Origin of the sequence: Streptomyces sp. NPDC017890 (genome assembly GCF_044328675.1) — a bacterium.
Taxonomy (GTDB): Bacteria; Actinomycetota; Actinomycetes; order Streptomycetales; family Streptomycetaceae; genus Streptomyces.
The window spans coordinates 142,851-155,922 of the sequence record NZ_JBIRHU010000018.1; the positions used below are offsets into that span (position 1 = coordinate 142,851).

Annotated in this window: 13 protein-coding genes; 9 read left to right on the forward strand and 4 right to left on the reverse strand. The window is 70.6% G+C overall.

The annotated features are described in order from the left end of the window. Positions 1–80: 80 nt before the first annotated feature. The 4 genes from ACH4F2_RS24030 (at position 81) to murF (ending at position 4,251) form a co-directional block, all read left to right on the forward strand. Positions 81–1,067, forward strand: a complete 987-nt coding sequence (locus tag ACH4F2_RS24030; protein WP_398134783.1) for a D-isomer specific 2-hydroxyacid dehydrogenase family protein — start codon at positions 81–83, stop codon at positions 1,065–1,067. Next, positions 1,060–2,127, forward strand: a complete 1,068-nt coding sequence (vanA, locus tag ACH4F2_RS24035; protein ID WP_398134784.1) for a D-alanine--(R)-lactate ligase — start codon at positions 1,060–1,062, stop codon at positions 2,125–2,127. The genes ACH4F2_RS24030 and vanA overlap by 8 nt, the downstream gene beginning before the upstream one ends. Continuing rightward, positions 2,120–2,743 carry a D-Ala-D-Ala dipeptidase VanX gene (gene vanX / locus ACH4F2_RS24040; RefSeq protein WP_398134785.1) on the forward strand — a complete coding sequence of 208 codons (624 nt, stop codon included), beginning with the start codon at positions 2,120–2,122 and terminating at the stop codon, positions 2,741–2,743. The genes vanA and vanX overlap by 8 nt, the downstream gene beginning before the upstream one ends. A 146-nt stretch (positions 2,744–2,889) precedes the next feature. Continuing rightward, positions 2,890–4,251, forward strand: coding sequence for a UDP-N-acetylmuramoyl-tripeptide--D-alanyl-D-alanine ligase (gene murF, locus ACH4F2_RS24045; protein ID WP_398134786.1), 1,362 nt, complete (start codon positions 2,890–2,892; stop codon positions 4,249–4,251). Positions 4,252–4,266: 15 nt separating this feature from the next. Here the strand turns inward: murF and ACH4F2_RS24050 are convergent, their stop codons facing one another. Continuing rightward, positions 4,267–5,421: a lipid II:glycine glycyltransferase FemX gene (locus ACH4F2_RS24050; RefSeq protein ID WP_398134787.1), complete on the reverse strand. Its 1,155-nt coding sequence runs from the start codon at positions 5,419–5,421 to the stop codon at positions 4,267–4,269. Positions 5,422–5,934: 513 nt separating this feature from the next. Between ACH4F2_RS24050 and dhaK the strand changes: the two genes are divergently transcribed. From dhaK to ACH4F2_RS24075, 5 genes are all read left to right on the forward strand, one after another. Beyond that, positions 5,935–6,927: a dihydroxyacetone kinase subunit DhaK gene (dhaK, locus tag ACH4F2_RS24055; protein WP_398134788.1), complete on the forward strand. Its 993-nt coding sequence runs from the start codon at positions 5,935–5,937 to the stop codon at positions 6,925–6,927. 49 nt (positions 6,928–6,976) lie between these two features. Further along, positions 6,977–7,576, forward strand: a complete 600-nt coding sequence (gene dhaL / locus ACH4F2_RS24060; RefSeq protein ID WP_398134789.1) for a dihydroxyacetone kinase subunit DhaL — start codon at positions 6,977–6,979, stop codon at positions 7,574–7,576. Continuing rightward, entirely contained in the window at positions 7,569–7,979 is a 411-nt protein-coding gene (locus tag ACH4F2_RS24065; RefSeq protein WP_398134790.1) for a PTS-dependent dihydroxyacetone kinase phosphotransferase subunit DhaM, read from the forward strand. Before dhaL ends, ACH4F2_RS24065 begins: the two co-directional genes overlap by 8 nt. Before the next feature lie 291 nt (positions 7,980–8,270). Further along, positions 8,271–9,434, forward strand: coding sequence for a Gfo/Idh/MocA family protein (locus ACH4F2_RS24070; protein ID WP_398134791.1), 1,164 nt, complete (start codon positions 8,271–8,273; stop codon positions 9,432–9,434). Positions 9,435–9,639: 205 nt separating this feature from the next. Continuing rightward, on the forward strand, positions 9,640–10,644 hold the full coding sequence (locus ACH4F2_RS24075; protein ID WP_398134792.1) for a Gfo/Idh/MocA family oxidoreductase: 1,005 nt from the start codon (positions 9,640–9,642) through the stop codon (positions 10,642–10,644). Between the two features lie 31 nt (positions 10,645–10,675). Here the strand turns inward: ACH4F2_RS24075 and ACH4F2_RS24080 are convergent, their stop codons facing one another. From ACH4F2_RS24080 to ACH4F2_RS24090, 3 genes are all read right to left on the reverse strand, one after another. Next, positions 10,676–11,089, reverse strand: coding sequence for a VOC family protein (locus ACH4F2_RS24080; protein ID WP_398134793.1), 414 nt, complete (start codon positions 11,087–11,089; stop codon positions 10,676–10,678). A gap of 113 nt (positions 11,090–11,202) precedes the next feature. Beyond that, on the reverse strand, positions 11,203–12,105 hold the full coding sequence (locus ACH4F2_RS24085) for a sugar phosphate isomerase/epimerase family protein (RefSeq protein ID WP_398134794.1): 903 nt from the start codon (positions 12,103–12,105) through the stop codon (positions 11,203–11,205). A 1-nt stretch (position 12,106) separates the two neighbouring features. Next, entirely contained in the window at positions 12,107–13,066 is a 960-nt protein-coding gene (locus ACH4F2_RS24090; protein ID WP_398134795.1) for an ATP-binding cassette domain-containing protein, read from the reverse strand. Positions 13,067–13,072: the final 6 nt, after the last annotated feature.

The window sequence follows — 13,072 nt, forward strand, 5'->3', positions numbered from 1 at the left end:
CGCGGCGGGCCGACAACGTATCGGCAGCGTATCGAAAACTGCATACGCGTCGGCAACACGCCGTTTCCTTGAATGGAGGTATGACCTACAGCGAACCAGTGGGAATCACCGCTTTCGGATGCGGGCGGGACGAAGCGGCACGGTTCCGGGAACTGGCGCCCCGATTCGGAGTGACGCCGACAATCACAGAATTCGCGGTGTCGGAGGACAACGTCCACCTGGCATCCGGAAACCGATGCCTCAGCGTCGGACACAAGACCCGGATCACCCCGGCGACGCTTCGTGCGCTGAGCCGAGTCGGCGTCTCCTACATCTCCACAAGAAGCATCGGGTACGACCACATCGCCGTGGATTATGCGGGCCGCGTCGGTATTTCCGTCGGGAACGTCTGCTATTCCCCCGACAGTGTCGCCGACTACACGGTGATGATGCTGCTGATGGCGGTGCGCCACGCCAAGTCCACTGTCCGCCGTACGGATGTGCACGACTACCGGCTGCACGACGTACGGGGGAAGGATCTGCGCGACCTGACCGTCGGCGTGGTCGGAACGGGGCGCATTGGCACGGCCGTCGTGGAAAGGCTCCGCGCCTTCGGATGCCGGATATTGGCGTACGGAAACCGTGCCGGTGAATCCGGTGACCTCGGCGACGAGGTGTCGCTCGATGACTTGCTGAGGTCGAGCGACGTCGTCACGCTCCATGTGCCGCTCAACGCCGAGACGCACCACCTCCTCGACCGCGAACGCATCCAGCGGCTGAAACCCGGCGCGTTCGTGGTCAACACCGGGCGCGGTGCCCTCATCGACACCACCGCGCTGGTCGGGGCACTGGAGGACGGGCGCCTGGGCGGTGTCGCCCTCGACGTCGTCGAGGGCGAGGAAGGCGTGTTCTACGCCGACCGACGGAACGCACCCATCGACAGCAAGCCACTGCTGCGGCTGCAGGAAATGCCGAACGCCTTCATCAGTCCACACACCGCGCATTACACGGACCGCGCCCTGAGCGACATGATCGAGAACTCGATCACCAACTGCCTCGACTTCGAAAAAGGGAATCAGCATGCCTAAGGCCAAGCTTCAGGTCGGGATCCTCTTCGGAGGCTGCTCGGAGGAACACCCCATTTCCATCAAGTCCGCGCAGGAGATCGCACGAAACCTCGACCCGGACAAATACGAGCCGTACTTCATCGGGATCACGCGCAACGGCGCCTGGAAACTCTGCGAGGGCCCCGCCACGGACTGGGCCGGTGGCGCACACCGGCCCGCCGTGCTGTCCCCGGACCGCGGCGTACGGGGACTGCTCGTCCTCGATCAGGGGAAGTACGAGACGATCGGCCTGGATGTCGTGGTGCCCGTCCTGCACGGCAGACTCGGGGAGGACGGCGCGGTCCAGGGCCTGCTCGAGCTGTCCGGTATCCCGTACGTGGGCTGCGACGTCCAGAGTTCCGCGCTGGGCATGGACAAATCCCTCGCCTATGTCGTCGCCGCCGGCGCCGGAATCGCCACGCCGAATTTCTGGACGGTCGCGGCGGGCGAGGACATCGACGCCGACCGGCTCACCTATCCCGTCTTCGTCAAGCCGGCCCGCTCGGGATCGTCCTTCGGGGTCAGCAAGGTGGCGAACGCGGAAGAACTGCCGGCGGCGCTGGACGTCGCCCGGCGGTACGACACGAAAGTCCTGGTCGAAGAGGCAGTCGTCGGCAGCGAGGTTGGATGCGCCATCCTGGGCGACGGAACGGACCTGACCGCGGGAGAAGTCGACCGCATCGCCCTGTCCCACGGATTTTTCCGGATACACCAGGAGGACGAACCCGAGACCGGCTCCGACAATTCGACGCCGATCGTCCCCGCCGATATTGCGACTGAACACCGGGCACGCGTCCAGGAGGTGGCGAAGGCCGTCTACCGCGCCCTGGGCTGCAGCGGACTCGCTCGCGTGGACCTGTTCCTCAAGGACGACGGACAGGTCGTCCTCAACGAGGTCAACACATTCCCCGGCATGACCTCGTACAGCCGATATCCGAGGATGATGGCCGCCGCCGGGGTTCCGCTGCCCGAAGTGATCGACCGCCTGGTGACCGGGACGCTCGCCCGGCCCCTGACTCCGACGGAGCAGGCCGATGCGTAACGACTTCGTCTTCATAGACGAGTTCATACCCGGGATCCGCTGGGACGCCAAATACGCCACCTGGGACAACTTCACCGGAAAACCGGTCGACGGGTACCTGGCCAATCGTATCGTCGGCACCAGGGCCCTGTGTGCGGCATTGCAGAGTGCGCGAGAAGAGGCGGCCTCGCACGGATTCGGCCTCCTTCTCTGGGACGGCTACCGTCCGCAACGTGCCGTGGACTCTTTCCTGCGCTGGTCGGAGCAGCCGGAGGACGGCCGCACCAAGCACCGCCACTACCCCAAAATCGACCGGCCCGAGATGTTCGAGATCGGTTACGTGGCCGCTAAGTCGGGCCACAGCCGCGGCAGTACCGTCGACCTGACGCTGTACCACCTGGAAAGCGGCGACCTCGCCACCATGGGCGGCGACCACGACCTGATGGACCCGATTTCGCACCACGGAGCGGAAGGAATCCCGCGCGCCGCAGCGGACAACCGCAGGCGTCTTCGCTCCATCATGGAGACCAGCGGATTCAGCTCCTACGCACGCGAATGGTGGCATTACACGCTCAAGGACGAGCCCTACCCGGACACCTATTTCAACTTTCTCATCACACAGGTGAGTCTGGGATGAATACGGCGAGGCTCCGGCGGTCCGGCCGGAGCCTCGGAGTCCCCGGACGCCGAAAGCGAACACCCCCCACCAAAGCCCACCACCTATCGTCGGCGTATCGAGAAACGCATACGCGCCGGCAACACCCCGCCGCCTCTACTGGAGCCATGACTCAGAGCCAGCCATCCCTCGCCCCGCACTCCCTCTCCCTCGCCGAGATCGCCACGCTCGTCGGCGGCCGGGTCACGGGTGACGCGACCGTCACAGTGAGTGCGCCGGCCGTACTCGACAGCCGGCACGGTGAACCGGGCGGTCTCTTCGTCGCCATGGTCGGTGAGCGCGTCGACGGCCACGACTACGCCGGCCACACCCGTGCGACCGCCGTGCTCGGTTCACGGCCGACACCGCTCCCCACAGTCGTCGTCGACGACGTACCGGCCGCACTGCAGACACTCGCCGCCCACGCCGTGGCCCGGCTGCGCGAGCGGCTGACCGTCGTCGCGGTGACGGGCTCGCAAGGCAAGACCAGCACCAAGGACCTGCTGTCCGTGATCCTTTCGGGTGCCGGGCCGACCGTCGCCACACACGGTTCGTACAACAACGAACTCGGCGTGCCCCTGACCATGCTGCGGGCCGACGCGCACACCCGCTTCCTCGCCCTCGAAATGGGCGCCCGCCACCTCGGCGACATAGCCCACCTCACCGGCCTGGTCGCACCCGACATCGCGGCCGTTCTCAACGTCGGCCAGGCCCACATCGGGGAGTTCGGCTCGCGCGCGGCCATCGCACGGACCAAGGGCGAACTCGTGCGCGGCCTCGCACCCGGCGGAACCGCCGTCCTCAACGCCGACGACCCCCGCGTCGTCGCGATGCGCGCGATGGCCGACGGGCCGGTCCTGACCTTCGGCCGCGGTGAACACGCCGACGTGCGTGTCCAGGACCTGGTCCTCGACCGCCTGGGGCGGGCGACCTTCACGCTGCGCACCTCCGGCGCCTCGGCCCGTGTCGCGCTGCCGCTCCTGGGCGCCCACCAGGCACTCAACGCGGCGGCCGCCGCCGCGGCGGGACTCGCGGCCGGCATCCCCCTGGTCACCTCGGCGGTGGCCCTCAGCGCCGCCTCACTGTCCAGGTGGCGCATGGAGCGCCGCACCCTGGCCTGCGGCGCGACCCTGCTCAACGACTCCTACAACGCCAACCCCGACTCCACCCGGGCCGCCCTGGACACGCTCGCCGCGATCGCGGGCCGGCGCCGTATCGCCGTACTCGGCGCGATGCTCGAACTCGGCGCCGACAGCGAGACCGAACACCGAGCAGTGGGCGAGTACGCGGCCGCGCGCGCCGACCTGGTGGCCGTCGTCGGCGAAACCGCCCGTCCCGTCGCCGATGCCGCAGGGGAGCGGGCGGTCGCGTTCACCGACAACCAAGCAGTTGCCGCCTGGCTGCGCGAGAGCCTCACCGGCGGCGACGTCGTCCTCGTCAAGGCGTCGCGCGGCGCCCGCCTCGACGAGGTGGCCGCCGCACTCGGATGACCGTGCGGGGCGGGCTCAGCGCCCGCGCCGACGCATGTACAGGTCGAAGGCGCGGTAGACCAGGGGTCGCAGCGGCAGGTCCCACTCCCCGACGTACCGCACCGCCCGCCCCCCGGTGCCGACCTTGAACCGGATCAGGCCCACATGCGGATCAGCGGCGTCGAGCGTCGGGGTGATGCCCCGCAGGTCGTACACGTCGCAGCCCGCCGCCAGGGTGTCACGGATCATCGCCCACTGGCACGCGTTGGAACCCCGCACCTCACGTTTGGCCGTCGAGGAGGCGCCGTACACGTACCAGGCGTGTCCGCCGACCCGCACCAGGACCGTCGCGGCCGCCAACTCGCCCTCGTGGCGTGCCAGATAGAGCGCGATCCGCTCGGGATCCTCGGCACTCAACTCCGCGAACACCTTCTCGAAGTACGCCAGCGGCCGCGGAGTGAATCCGTCGCGCGCGGCGGTGTGCACGTAGAGCTCGTGGAACGCCGCGAGGTCCGACGCGGCACCGGCCGTGACCTCGACCCCCGCCTTCGCGGCCTTCTTGATGTTGCGGCGCCACTGCTGGTTCATGACCTTCAGGACGTCGTCCTCGGACCTTCCCACCAGCGGCACCTCGTACGTGAACTGCGGCTGCCCGGCCCCGAACCCGTCCTCAGGGCTCTGCGGCAGCCAGCCGGCCGCCCGGAGGCGTCGGCTCACCTCGGCACCGGTCGGATCGACGTGCCCGCCGGGGAGTCCGGTGAGCCTCCGCACCCCCGGATCGGCCACGCCGCCCTTCACCTGCGCCGCATCCCAGGTGTGCGTCCGCACCGGCGGGCACAGCCGGATCGCGAACGCGCCACGGGCCTTGAGAAATGCGGCCAGCGGGTCGAGCCACGCACCGACGTCCCCGGACCAGTCGATGTCAGGACCCCACGGCACATACGCAAGCGTGTACCGCGACAGCCCCGGCACCGGCCGGTGAAGGACAAGCCCCGCCCCCACAAGCCGCCCGCCGTCGAACCATCCGAGCGACTCACTGCGCCACTCCGTCTTCACCCGCCCCCACGCCGGGGTCTGCGCAAAGTTCACCGACCGCCGCGCCCGCACGAAGGCCAGGTGCTCGGCGTCGCTGATCGGCGCGACGGTCAGCGTCACAGGGAGGGACAGGGGTGCTGATTCGCGGTAGGACATGACGCCACTCAAGTCGGCCCCGTGTTGCCGGCGTGTATCCGCTTTTCGATACGCCGGCGATACGCGCCGCTCAGGCGCTCCGCGCGTCACACATCGTGCTGCTCACCGGTCCGGCCCGGGAGGCGAACGCCGCACCACTGGCACTTGTGACGCAGGCGAGGGATGAAGTGTCCCCTCACACCGCCGGAGGCCGAAGCCAGACGTGCCAAGAGACCGGCGTGCGGCCACCACCGCACGGTTCCTGACGGACCGGGGCGCGCCCATGCCGTTCTCGCGCGTGACCTTCGCTGCCGCAAGGCCGATACTGCCGACAGCAGGGATCCCGACCAAGCCGCGTTCGACCGTCCGGCCGGCCTGACGTTCCGTCATAAAGTCGGCAGCAAGTCAGCATCAGTACCGCCACAGCCCGCTCCGAGCCGTCACGGACCGCAAGGATCGAAAACCGTTTCCACCGCTCTGACCAGCAAAGAGGCAGGTCAACGACTGGCCTGCCAAGTTTCCCAGGAGGTACCCATGGAGATGCTCATCAACGTCCCGGAGACCGTGGTCGCGGACGCGCTGCGCGGTATGGCGGCCGCCCATCCCGAGTTGACCGTGGATGTCGAGAACAGGGTGATCATGCGACGGGACGCTCCCGTGGCCGGGAAGGTCGCCCTGGTGTCGGGGGGCGGATCCGGGCACGAACCGCTGCACGGCGGGTTCGTGGGTCCCGGGATGCTGTCGGCGGCCTGCCCGGGTGAGGTGTTCACCTCGCCGGTGCCGGACCAGATGGTGCGGGCTGCGGCCGCCGTGGACAGCGGGGCAGGGGTGTTGTTCGTCGTCAAGAACTACACCGGTGACGTGCTCAACTTCGACATGGCCGCCGAGCTGGCCGAGGACGAGGGCATCCAGGTAGCCAAGGTACTGGTCAACGACGACGTGGCGGTGACGGACAGCCTCTACACGGCCGGGCGGCGGGGCACGGGGGCGACGCTGTTCGTGGAGAAGATCGCCGGGGCCGCGGCGGACGAGGGCCGGCCGCTGGAGCGGGTGGAGGCGATCGCCCGCCAGGTGAACGACAGCTCCCGCAGTTTCGGTGTCGCGCTCAGCGCCTGCACCACGCCGGCCAAGGGCAGTCCGACCTTCGACCTGCCCACCGGGGAGCTGGAGCTCGGCATCGGGATTCACGGCGAGCCCGGCCGGGAGCGGCGCCCGATGATGACCTCGGGTGAGATCGCCGAGGCTGCCGTGGACGCGGTCCTGACCGACCTCAACCCGCGCAACCCCGTCCTGGTCCTGGTCAACGGCATGGGCGCGACGCCGCTGCTGGAGCTGTACGGCTTCAACGCCGAGGTGCAGCGGGTGCTCGGCGAGCGCGGTGTCGCCGTCGCCCGCACCCTCGTCGGCAACTACGTCACCTCGCTGGACATGGCGGGGGCCTCGGTCACCCTGTGCCAGATCGACGAGGAGCTGCTCGGGCTGTGGGACGCGCCGGTGAGGACACCGGGTCTGAGGTGGGGCATGTGACGGCGAACGGGGAAGGGATCACAACATACCCACCAGGCAAGGAGATCCAGTGTTCGACGCCGACTTCTTCCGCCGTTGGATGACGGCGACCGCCACGTCGGTCGACCGCGACGCGGAACGGCTCACCGCCCTCGATTCGCCGATCGGCGACGCCGACCACGGCAGCAACCTCCGGCGCGGGTTCACGGCCGTGACGGCCACGCTGGACAAGGAGGCGCCCGACACGCCCGGCGCCGTGCTGACCCTCGCCGGGGGGCAGCTCATCTCCACCGTCGGCGGCGCCTCGGGGCCGCTGTACGGGACGCTGCTGCGCCGTACCGGCAAGGCGCTCGGGGACGCCGCAGAGGTGAGCCAGGAGCAGCTGGCCGAGGCGTTGCGGACGGGGGTCGACGCCGTCCGGAAGCTCGGGGGTGCCGCGCCGGGTGACAAGACCATGGTCGACGCCCTGGTGCCCGCCGTGGACGCCCTCGGTGACTCGTTCGCCGCGGCCCGCGTCGCCGCCGAGAAGGGGGCCGAGGCCACCGTGCCACTGCGGGCCCGCAAGGGCAGGGCGAGCTATCTCGGGGAGCGCAGCATCGGGCACCAGGACCCCGGGGCTACCTCGGCGGCACTGCTCGTCGCCGCGCTGGAGGAGGCGGCCGGTGAGTGACGAGAGGCTGGTCGGGATCGTGCTGGTGTCGCACAGCGCCGAGGTCGCCGCGTCGGTGGCCGAGTTGGCGAAGGGCTTGGCGGGCGGTGGCATGACCGTGCCCGTCGCCGCGGCGGGCGGGACCGCGTCCGGCGGGTTCGGTACCAGCTCCGAGCTGGTCTCCGCCGCTGCCGCGTCCGTGGACCGGGGCGCGGGGGTCGCCGTCCTCACCGACCTCGGCAGCGCGGTGCTCACCGTCAAGGCGCTGCTCGCCGAGGGCGACGAACTCCCGGCGAACACCCGCCTGGTGGACGCCCCCTTCGTGGAGGGCGCGGTCGCCGCGGTGGTCACGGCGTCGACGGGCGCCGACCTCGCGGCCGTGGAGGAGGCGGCCGCGGAGGCGTACTCCTACCGGAAGGTGTAGGCGAAAGGCTGGCCCGGACGGCCGGACCGGCCCACCCGAACGCCGGGATGCCGGGTCGGCCCGCCCGAACGCCGGGATCGGGCCCACCCGAACGCCGGGATCAGGCCGGCCCGGGCGTCCGGGCGGGGTCCGCAAACGTGTCGCCGGCCTCCAGCGGTGTCCGTGGCCGGAGACGGGGGACGAGTGGTCTCGCTCGCGCCGACATATGTCCTGTCAAAAGGTTGACATGATGCCGATACGCCACCCAGGGTGGGCGGGACAGAGCAGGGACCGGTCCGAAGAGGGGCTCTCATGGTGGATGCGCTCGGTGTCGCGGTCGTCGGTTTCGGCTGGATGGGCCGGGTGCACACCCAGGCGTACGCCCGTGTCCGGCACCACTATCCGCGACTCGCCCTGCGTCCGGAGCTGGTCACGGTCGCCGAGGAGGTGCCGGGGCGCGCGGAGGAGGCCGCCGCGCAGTTCGGATTCGCGTCGACGACGCGTGACTGGCGCGACGTGGCCGCCGATCCGCGGGTGGGGGCGGTCAGCATCACCGCACCCAACTTCCTGCACCGCGAGATCGCCGTCGCGATGGCCGAGGCCGGCAAGCACATCTGGATCGAGAAGCCGGTCGGCCTGACCGCCGAGGACGCCCGGGCGGTGGCGGACGCGGTCGCCAAGGCCGGTGTCCAGGGCGCGGTCGGCTTCAACTACCGCAACGCGCCGGCCGTCGAGGCCGCCCACGAGCTGATCGCGTCCGGCGAGCTCGGCACCGTCACGCACGTCCGCATCCGTCTTCTCAGCGACTACGCGGCCCATCCCGAGTCCGCGCTGACCTGGCGCTACGAGCGGGAGCGAGGCGGTAGCGGGGTACTCGGCGACCTGGCCTCGCACGGCGTGGACCTCGCCCGCTTCCTGCTCGGCGACATCGCGTCGCTGACCGCCGACACGGCGGTCTTCCTGCCCGAGCGGGCCCGCCCGGCCGCCGCCACGGCCGGCCACTCCCGGGCCGCGGGCGGCGAGCCTGGCCCGGTCGAAAACGAGGACTACGTCAGCTGTCTGCTGCGCTTCACCTCCGGCGCCCGCGGTGTCCTGGAGGCCTGCCGGGTCTCGGTCGGCGAGCAGAACAACTACGGCTTCGAGGTTCACGGCACCAAGGGCGCGGTGTTCTGGGACTTCCGCCGCATGAACGAAATGGGCGTCAGCCGCGGCACGGCGTACCAGGACCAGCCGGTCAGCACCGTCTACGTCGGACCCGCGCACGGCGAGTTCGCCGCCTTCCAGCCGGGCGCGGCGAACGCCATGGGCTACGACGACCTCAAGGTGGTGGAGGCCCACCGCTTCCTTCGCTCGATCGCGGAGGGCACCCCGTACGGCGCCACCCTGCCGGACGCGGTGCACGGTGCGGCCGTACTGGACGCGATGGCGCGGTCGGCCGAGCGGGGCGCCTGGGTGGAGGTCCGTCCCGAGGGATGAGCACGGAACTGCCGCGACCGTGCCGTCAGGACCGCCTGCCGTACGGGTCCGCGCGCTCGCACCGCTCCGCGTGGTCCGCCGCCGCGGAGGCGGTCCGGGGTGGTGGGCCACGGCCCGGTGCTCGACCGGGCCCAGAACGTTCCGGGTGCCTGGACCGAGTACACGGATCCGGCACCGCAATCACGCACAAGGAGCGAAGAGAACCATGCGCATGGGAATCCTCGGCCTCGGCCGCATCGGAGCCTTCCACGCCGAGACCCTCCGGGGACTCGACGCCGTCGACTCGCTGGTCGTCGCCGACCCGTTCGCGGACGCCGCGCGTGCCGCCGCCGAGCGGTTCGGCGCCGAGGTGGCGGACTCGCCCGATGCGGTGCTGGCCGCCGGGGTGGACGGGGTGGTGGTCGCGGCGGCGACCGACGCCCACCCGGACCTGATCCTGGCCGCCGTCGAGGCCGGGGTCCCCGTCTTCTGCGAGAAGCCCGTCGCCCGCACCATGGAGGAGGGCGTCGAGGTGCTCAAGGCGGTCGCGGGCCGTGACGTGACGGTCCAGATCGGCTACAACCGCCGTTTCGACGCCGGGTTCGTCGCCGCGCGGGCGGCGGTGCAGGGGGGCGAGCTGGGCAAGCTGCACACCGTGCGGTCGACCACGCTGGACCCGGCGCCGCCGCCGGCCGCGTACATCGCCGCCTCCGGGGGCATCTTCCGTGACTGCTCGGTGCACGACTTCGACATCATCCGCTGGGTGACCGGCCGTGAGGTGACCGAGGTGTACGCCGTCGGCGGCAACCGCGGCGCCGACTTCATCAAGGACGCCGGCGACGCCGACACCACCGGCGCGGTCCTCACCCTGGACGACGGCACGATCGCCGTGGTCTCCAACAGCCGCCACAACGCGCGCGGCCACGACGTCCGCATGGAGATCCACGGTTTCGCGGACTCCATCGCCGTCGGCCTGGAGGACAAGCTGCCACTGCGCTCGGTCGAGCCCGGCGCGACTTTCCCGGCCGGCACTCCGCACGACTTCTTCATGGACCGCTTCGCCGCGGCCTACCGCGCAGAGCTCACCGCGTTCACCGAGGTCGTCGCCGGCGCCCGCCCCTCCCCGTGCACGATCGAGGACGCGCTGGAGGCGGGCTGGATCGCCGAGGCGTGCACCCTGTCCCTGCGCGAGCACCGGCCGGTGACGATCGAGGAGGTGCGGCGGGGGTGAGCCGCGCGTGCGGGCCGGCGGGCCTGCGCGGTCAGCTCGACGGCTCGCTGATGTTCACCATCCAGGGGATGCCGAACCGGTCCGTGCACATGCCGAAGACGTCGCCCCACATCTGCTTCTCCAGCGGCACGGCGACGGAGCCGCCGGCGGACAGTCTCTCCCAGTAGCCGCGCAGCTCGGACTCGTCGTCGCCGCTGAGACTCACCGAGAAGTTGCTCCCCGGGCTGTGTGTCATCCCGGGCGGGGTGTCGGCGCCCATCAGGGTGAAGCCGCTCGGTGTCTCCAGCATGCCGTGCATGATCTTGTCGGCATGAGGGCTGTCGGAGTCGCCGGACGCACCGAAGGTGTTCAGCGACAGCACGCCGCCGAACACCTGCTCGTAGAACTCCATCGCCTGTCGGGCGTCGCCGTCGAAGCTGAGGTAGGGATTGAGACGCGAGGACATGACTGCCTCCCGGAACGGGGCTTGGTGCCAGTCCTGTGAACGCTAGCGCGCACCACTGACAACGGCCCGCCGAGCGGCGCGCCGGCGGGGCCCACCCGCCGGCGCGATCGGCCTCAGGCGCCGCAGGAGCGCAGGAACCTGCGGGTGCGTACGGCGATGGGGAGGGGCTTGCCGGGCTCGCAGGGGTACATGTCCTGCTCGACGATGGCGAACAGGTCCACGCCCAGCTTCTGGGCCGCCGTGAGCACCGGACCCAGCTCGGGCACGCCCGTGGGCGGTTCGCACATCACCCCGCGCTGCACGGCCGGCCCGAACGGCACTTCGCCCGCCCGCACCTCGGCGAGGATCTCCGGGTCGACCTGCTTGAGGTGGAGGTAGCCGATGCGCTCGCCGTACGTCTCGATCAGCTTGACGCTGTCGCCGCCGCAGTAGGCGTAGTGGCCGGTGTCCAGGCAGAGGTTGACCAGGCCGGAGTCGGTGGAGTCGAGGAAGCGCTCGACGTGCTCCTCGGTGTCGATGTGGGTGTCGGCGTGCGGGTGGACGACGATGTCCAGGCCGTACGTCTCCTTCACCTGGTGGCCCAGGCGTTCCATGCCCCGGGTCAGGTGGGCCCACTGCTCGCCGGTCAGCTCGGGCGGTTCCAGCATCTCGGCGGTCTTGTCGTCGCGCCAGAAGGAGGGGATGACGACGAGGTGCCCCGCGCCCATGGCCTGGGTGAGGCCGGCGACGCGGCTGACCTGCTCCCAGGTGGCGTCCCATTCCGACGGACCGCGGTGCAGGCCGCAGAAGATGGTGCCCGCGGACACTTTGAGGCCGCGCCGGGCCACCTCGTCGGTGAGCCGGGCCGGGTCGGTGGGGAGGTAGCCGTAGGGGCCCAGCTCGATCCACTCGTACCCGGCCTCGGTGACCTCGTCCAGGAAGCGTTCCCACGGCACCTGCCGGGGGTCGTCGGGGAACCATACGCCCCAGGAGTCGGGGGCCGAGCCTACGCGGATGCGGTCCAGGGCAGCGGGCATGTCAGGCCTTCCCTTCGGTGGCGCCGGGAGCGGGGGCGCCGGACGCCGTGGTACCGGAAACGGCGCCGTCGGGCGAGGCGGCCTCCGACTCCTTCTCCTCCTCCGGGAGCGCCGCCACGTCGACCCCGCCGACCTGCGCCAGTTCGTGTCTGAGGGCGGCGAGTTCGGCCCCGCCGGCCATGTGGTTGGTGAGTTGCTCCAGGGTGATGTCGGCACGGGCGGCGCTGAGCTCGAGGGTGCCCAGGCGCAGCACGCTGAAGTGGTCGCCGACCAGGTAGGCGTGGTGGGGGTTGTGGGTGATGAAGATGACGCCGAGGCCGCGTTCGCGGGCGGCGGCGATGTACTTGAGGACCACGCCGGACTGCTTGACGCCGAGGGCGGCGGTGGGCTCGTCGAGGATGAGGACGCGGGCGCCGAAGTGGACGGCGCGGGCGATGGCGACGCACTGGCGCTGGCCGCCGGAGAGGGTGCCGACGGGCTGTTCCAGGTCGTCCAGGACGATGCCCATGTTGCGCAGTTCCTCGTCGGCGGTCCGCTTCATGCGGGCGATGTCGAGGCGGCGGACGGGCCAGGGCCCCTTGGTCAGCTCGGAACCGAGGAAGAAGTTGCGCCACACCGGCATCAGGGGCACGGTGGCGAGATCCTGGTACACGGTGGCGATGCCCCGGGCGAGGGCGTCGCGGGGAGTGGTGAAGCGCACGGCCTCGTCGTCGACGAGGAACTCGCCCTCGGTGTGCTGGTGCAGGCCGGAGATGATCTTGATGAGGGTGGACTTGCCGGCGCCGTTGTCGCCGAGCACGCAGGTCACCTTGCCCGGGTGGACGGCGAGGTCGACTCCGTGCAGGGCGCGGATGTTGCCGTAGGCCTTGCCGGCGCCGCGCAGTCGGACGATCGGCCGGTCGGTCCCGGGTGCGGTGTCCGGGAGGACTGCCCCGTGGGTGCCGGGGGTGTCGCTGGTCATTTCCGA

Excerpts from the sequence above, each read along its gene's own strand:
- vanA (WP_398134784.1), top strand. The coding sequence starts at position 1,060 with ATGCCTAAGGCCAAGCTTCAGGTCGGGATCCTCTTCGGAGGCTGCTCG.
- ACH4F2_RS24075 (WP_398134792.1), top strand. The coding sequence starts at position 9,640 with ATGCGCATGGGAATCCTCGGCCTCGGCCGCATCGGAGCCTTCCACGCC.
- dhaK (WP_398134788.1), top strand. The coding sequence starts at position 5,935 with ATGGAGATGCTCATCAACGTCCCGGAGACCGTGGTCGCGGACGCGCTG.
- vanX (WP_398134785.1), top strand. The coding sequence starts at position 2,120 with ATGCGTAACGACTTCGTCTTCATAGACGAGTTCATACCCGGGATCCGC.
- ACH4F2_RS24080 (WP_398134793.1), bottom strand. The coding sequence starts at position 11,089 with ATGTCCTCGCGTCTCAATCCCTACCTCAGCTTCGACGGCGACGCCCGA.
- murF (WP_398134786.1), top strand. The coding sequence starts at position 2,890 with ATGACTCAGAGCCAGCCATCCCTCGCCCCGCACTCCCTCTCCCTCGCC.
- ACH4F2_RS24070 (WP_398134791.1), top strand. The coding sequence starts at position 8,271 with ATGGTGGATGCGCTCGGTGTCGCGGTCGTCGGTTTCGGCTGGATGGGC.
- ACH4F2_RS24030 (WP_398134783.1), top strand. The coding sequence starts at position 81 with ATGACCTACAGCGAACCAGTGGGAATCACCGCTTTCGGATGCGGGCGG.
- ACH4F2_RS24090 (WP_398134795.1), bottom strand. The coding sequence starts at position 13,066 with ATGACCAGCGACACCCCCGGCACCCACGGGGCAGTCCTCCCGGACACC.
- ACH4F2_RS24085 (WP_398134794.1), bottom strand. The coding sequence starts at position 12,105 with ATGCCCGCTGCCCTGGACCGCATCCGCGTAGGCTCGGCCCCCGACTCC.
- ACH4F2_RS24050 (WP_398134787.1), bottom strand. The coding sequence starts at position 5,421 with ATGTCCTACCGCGAATCAGCACCCCTGTCCCTCCCTGTGACGCTGACC.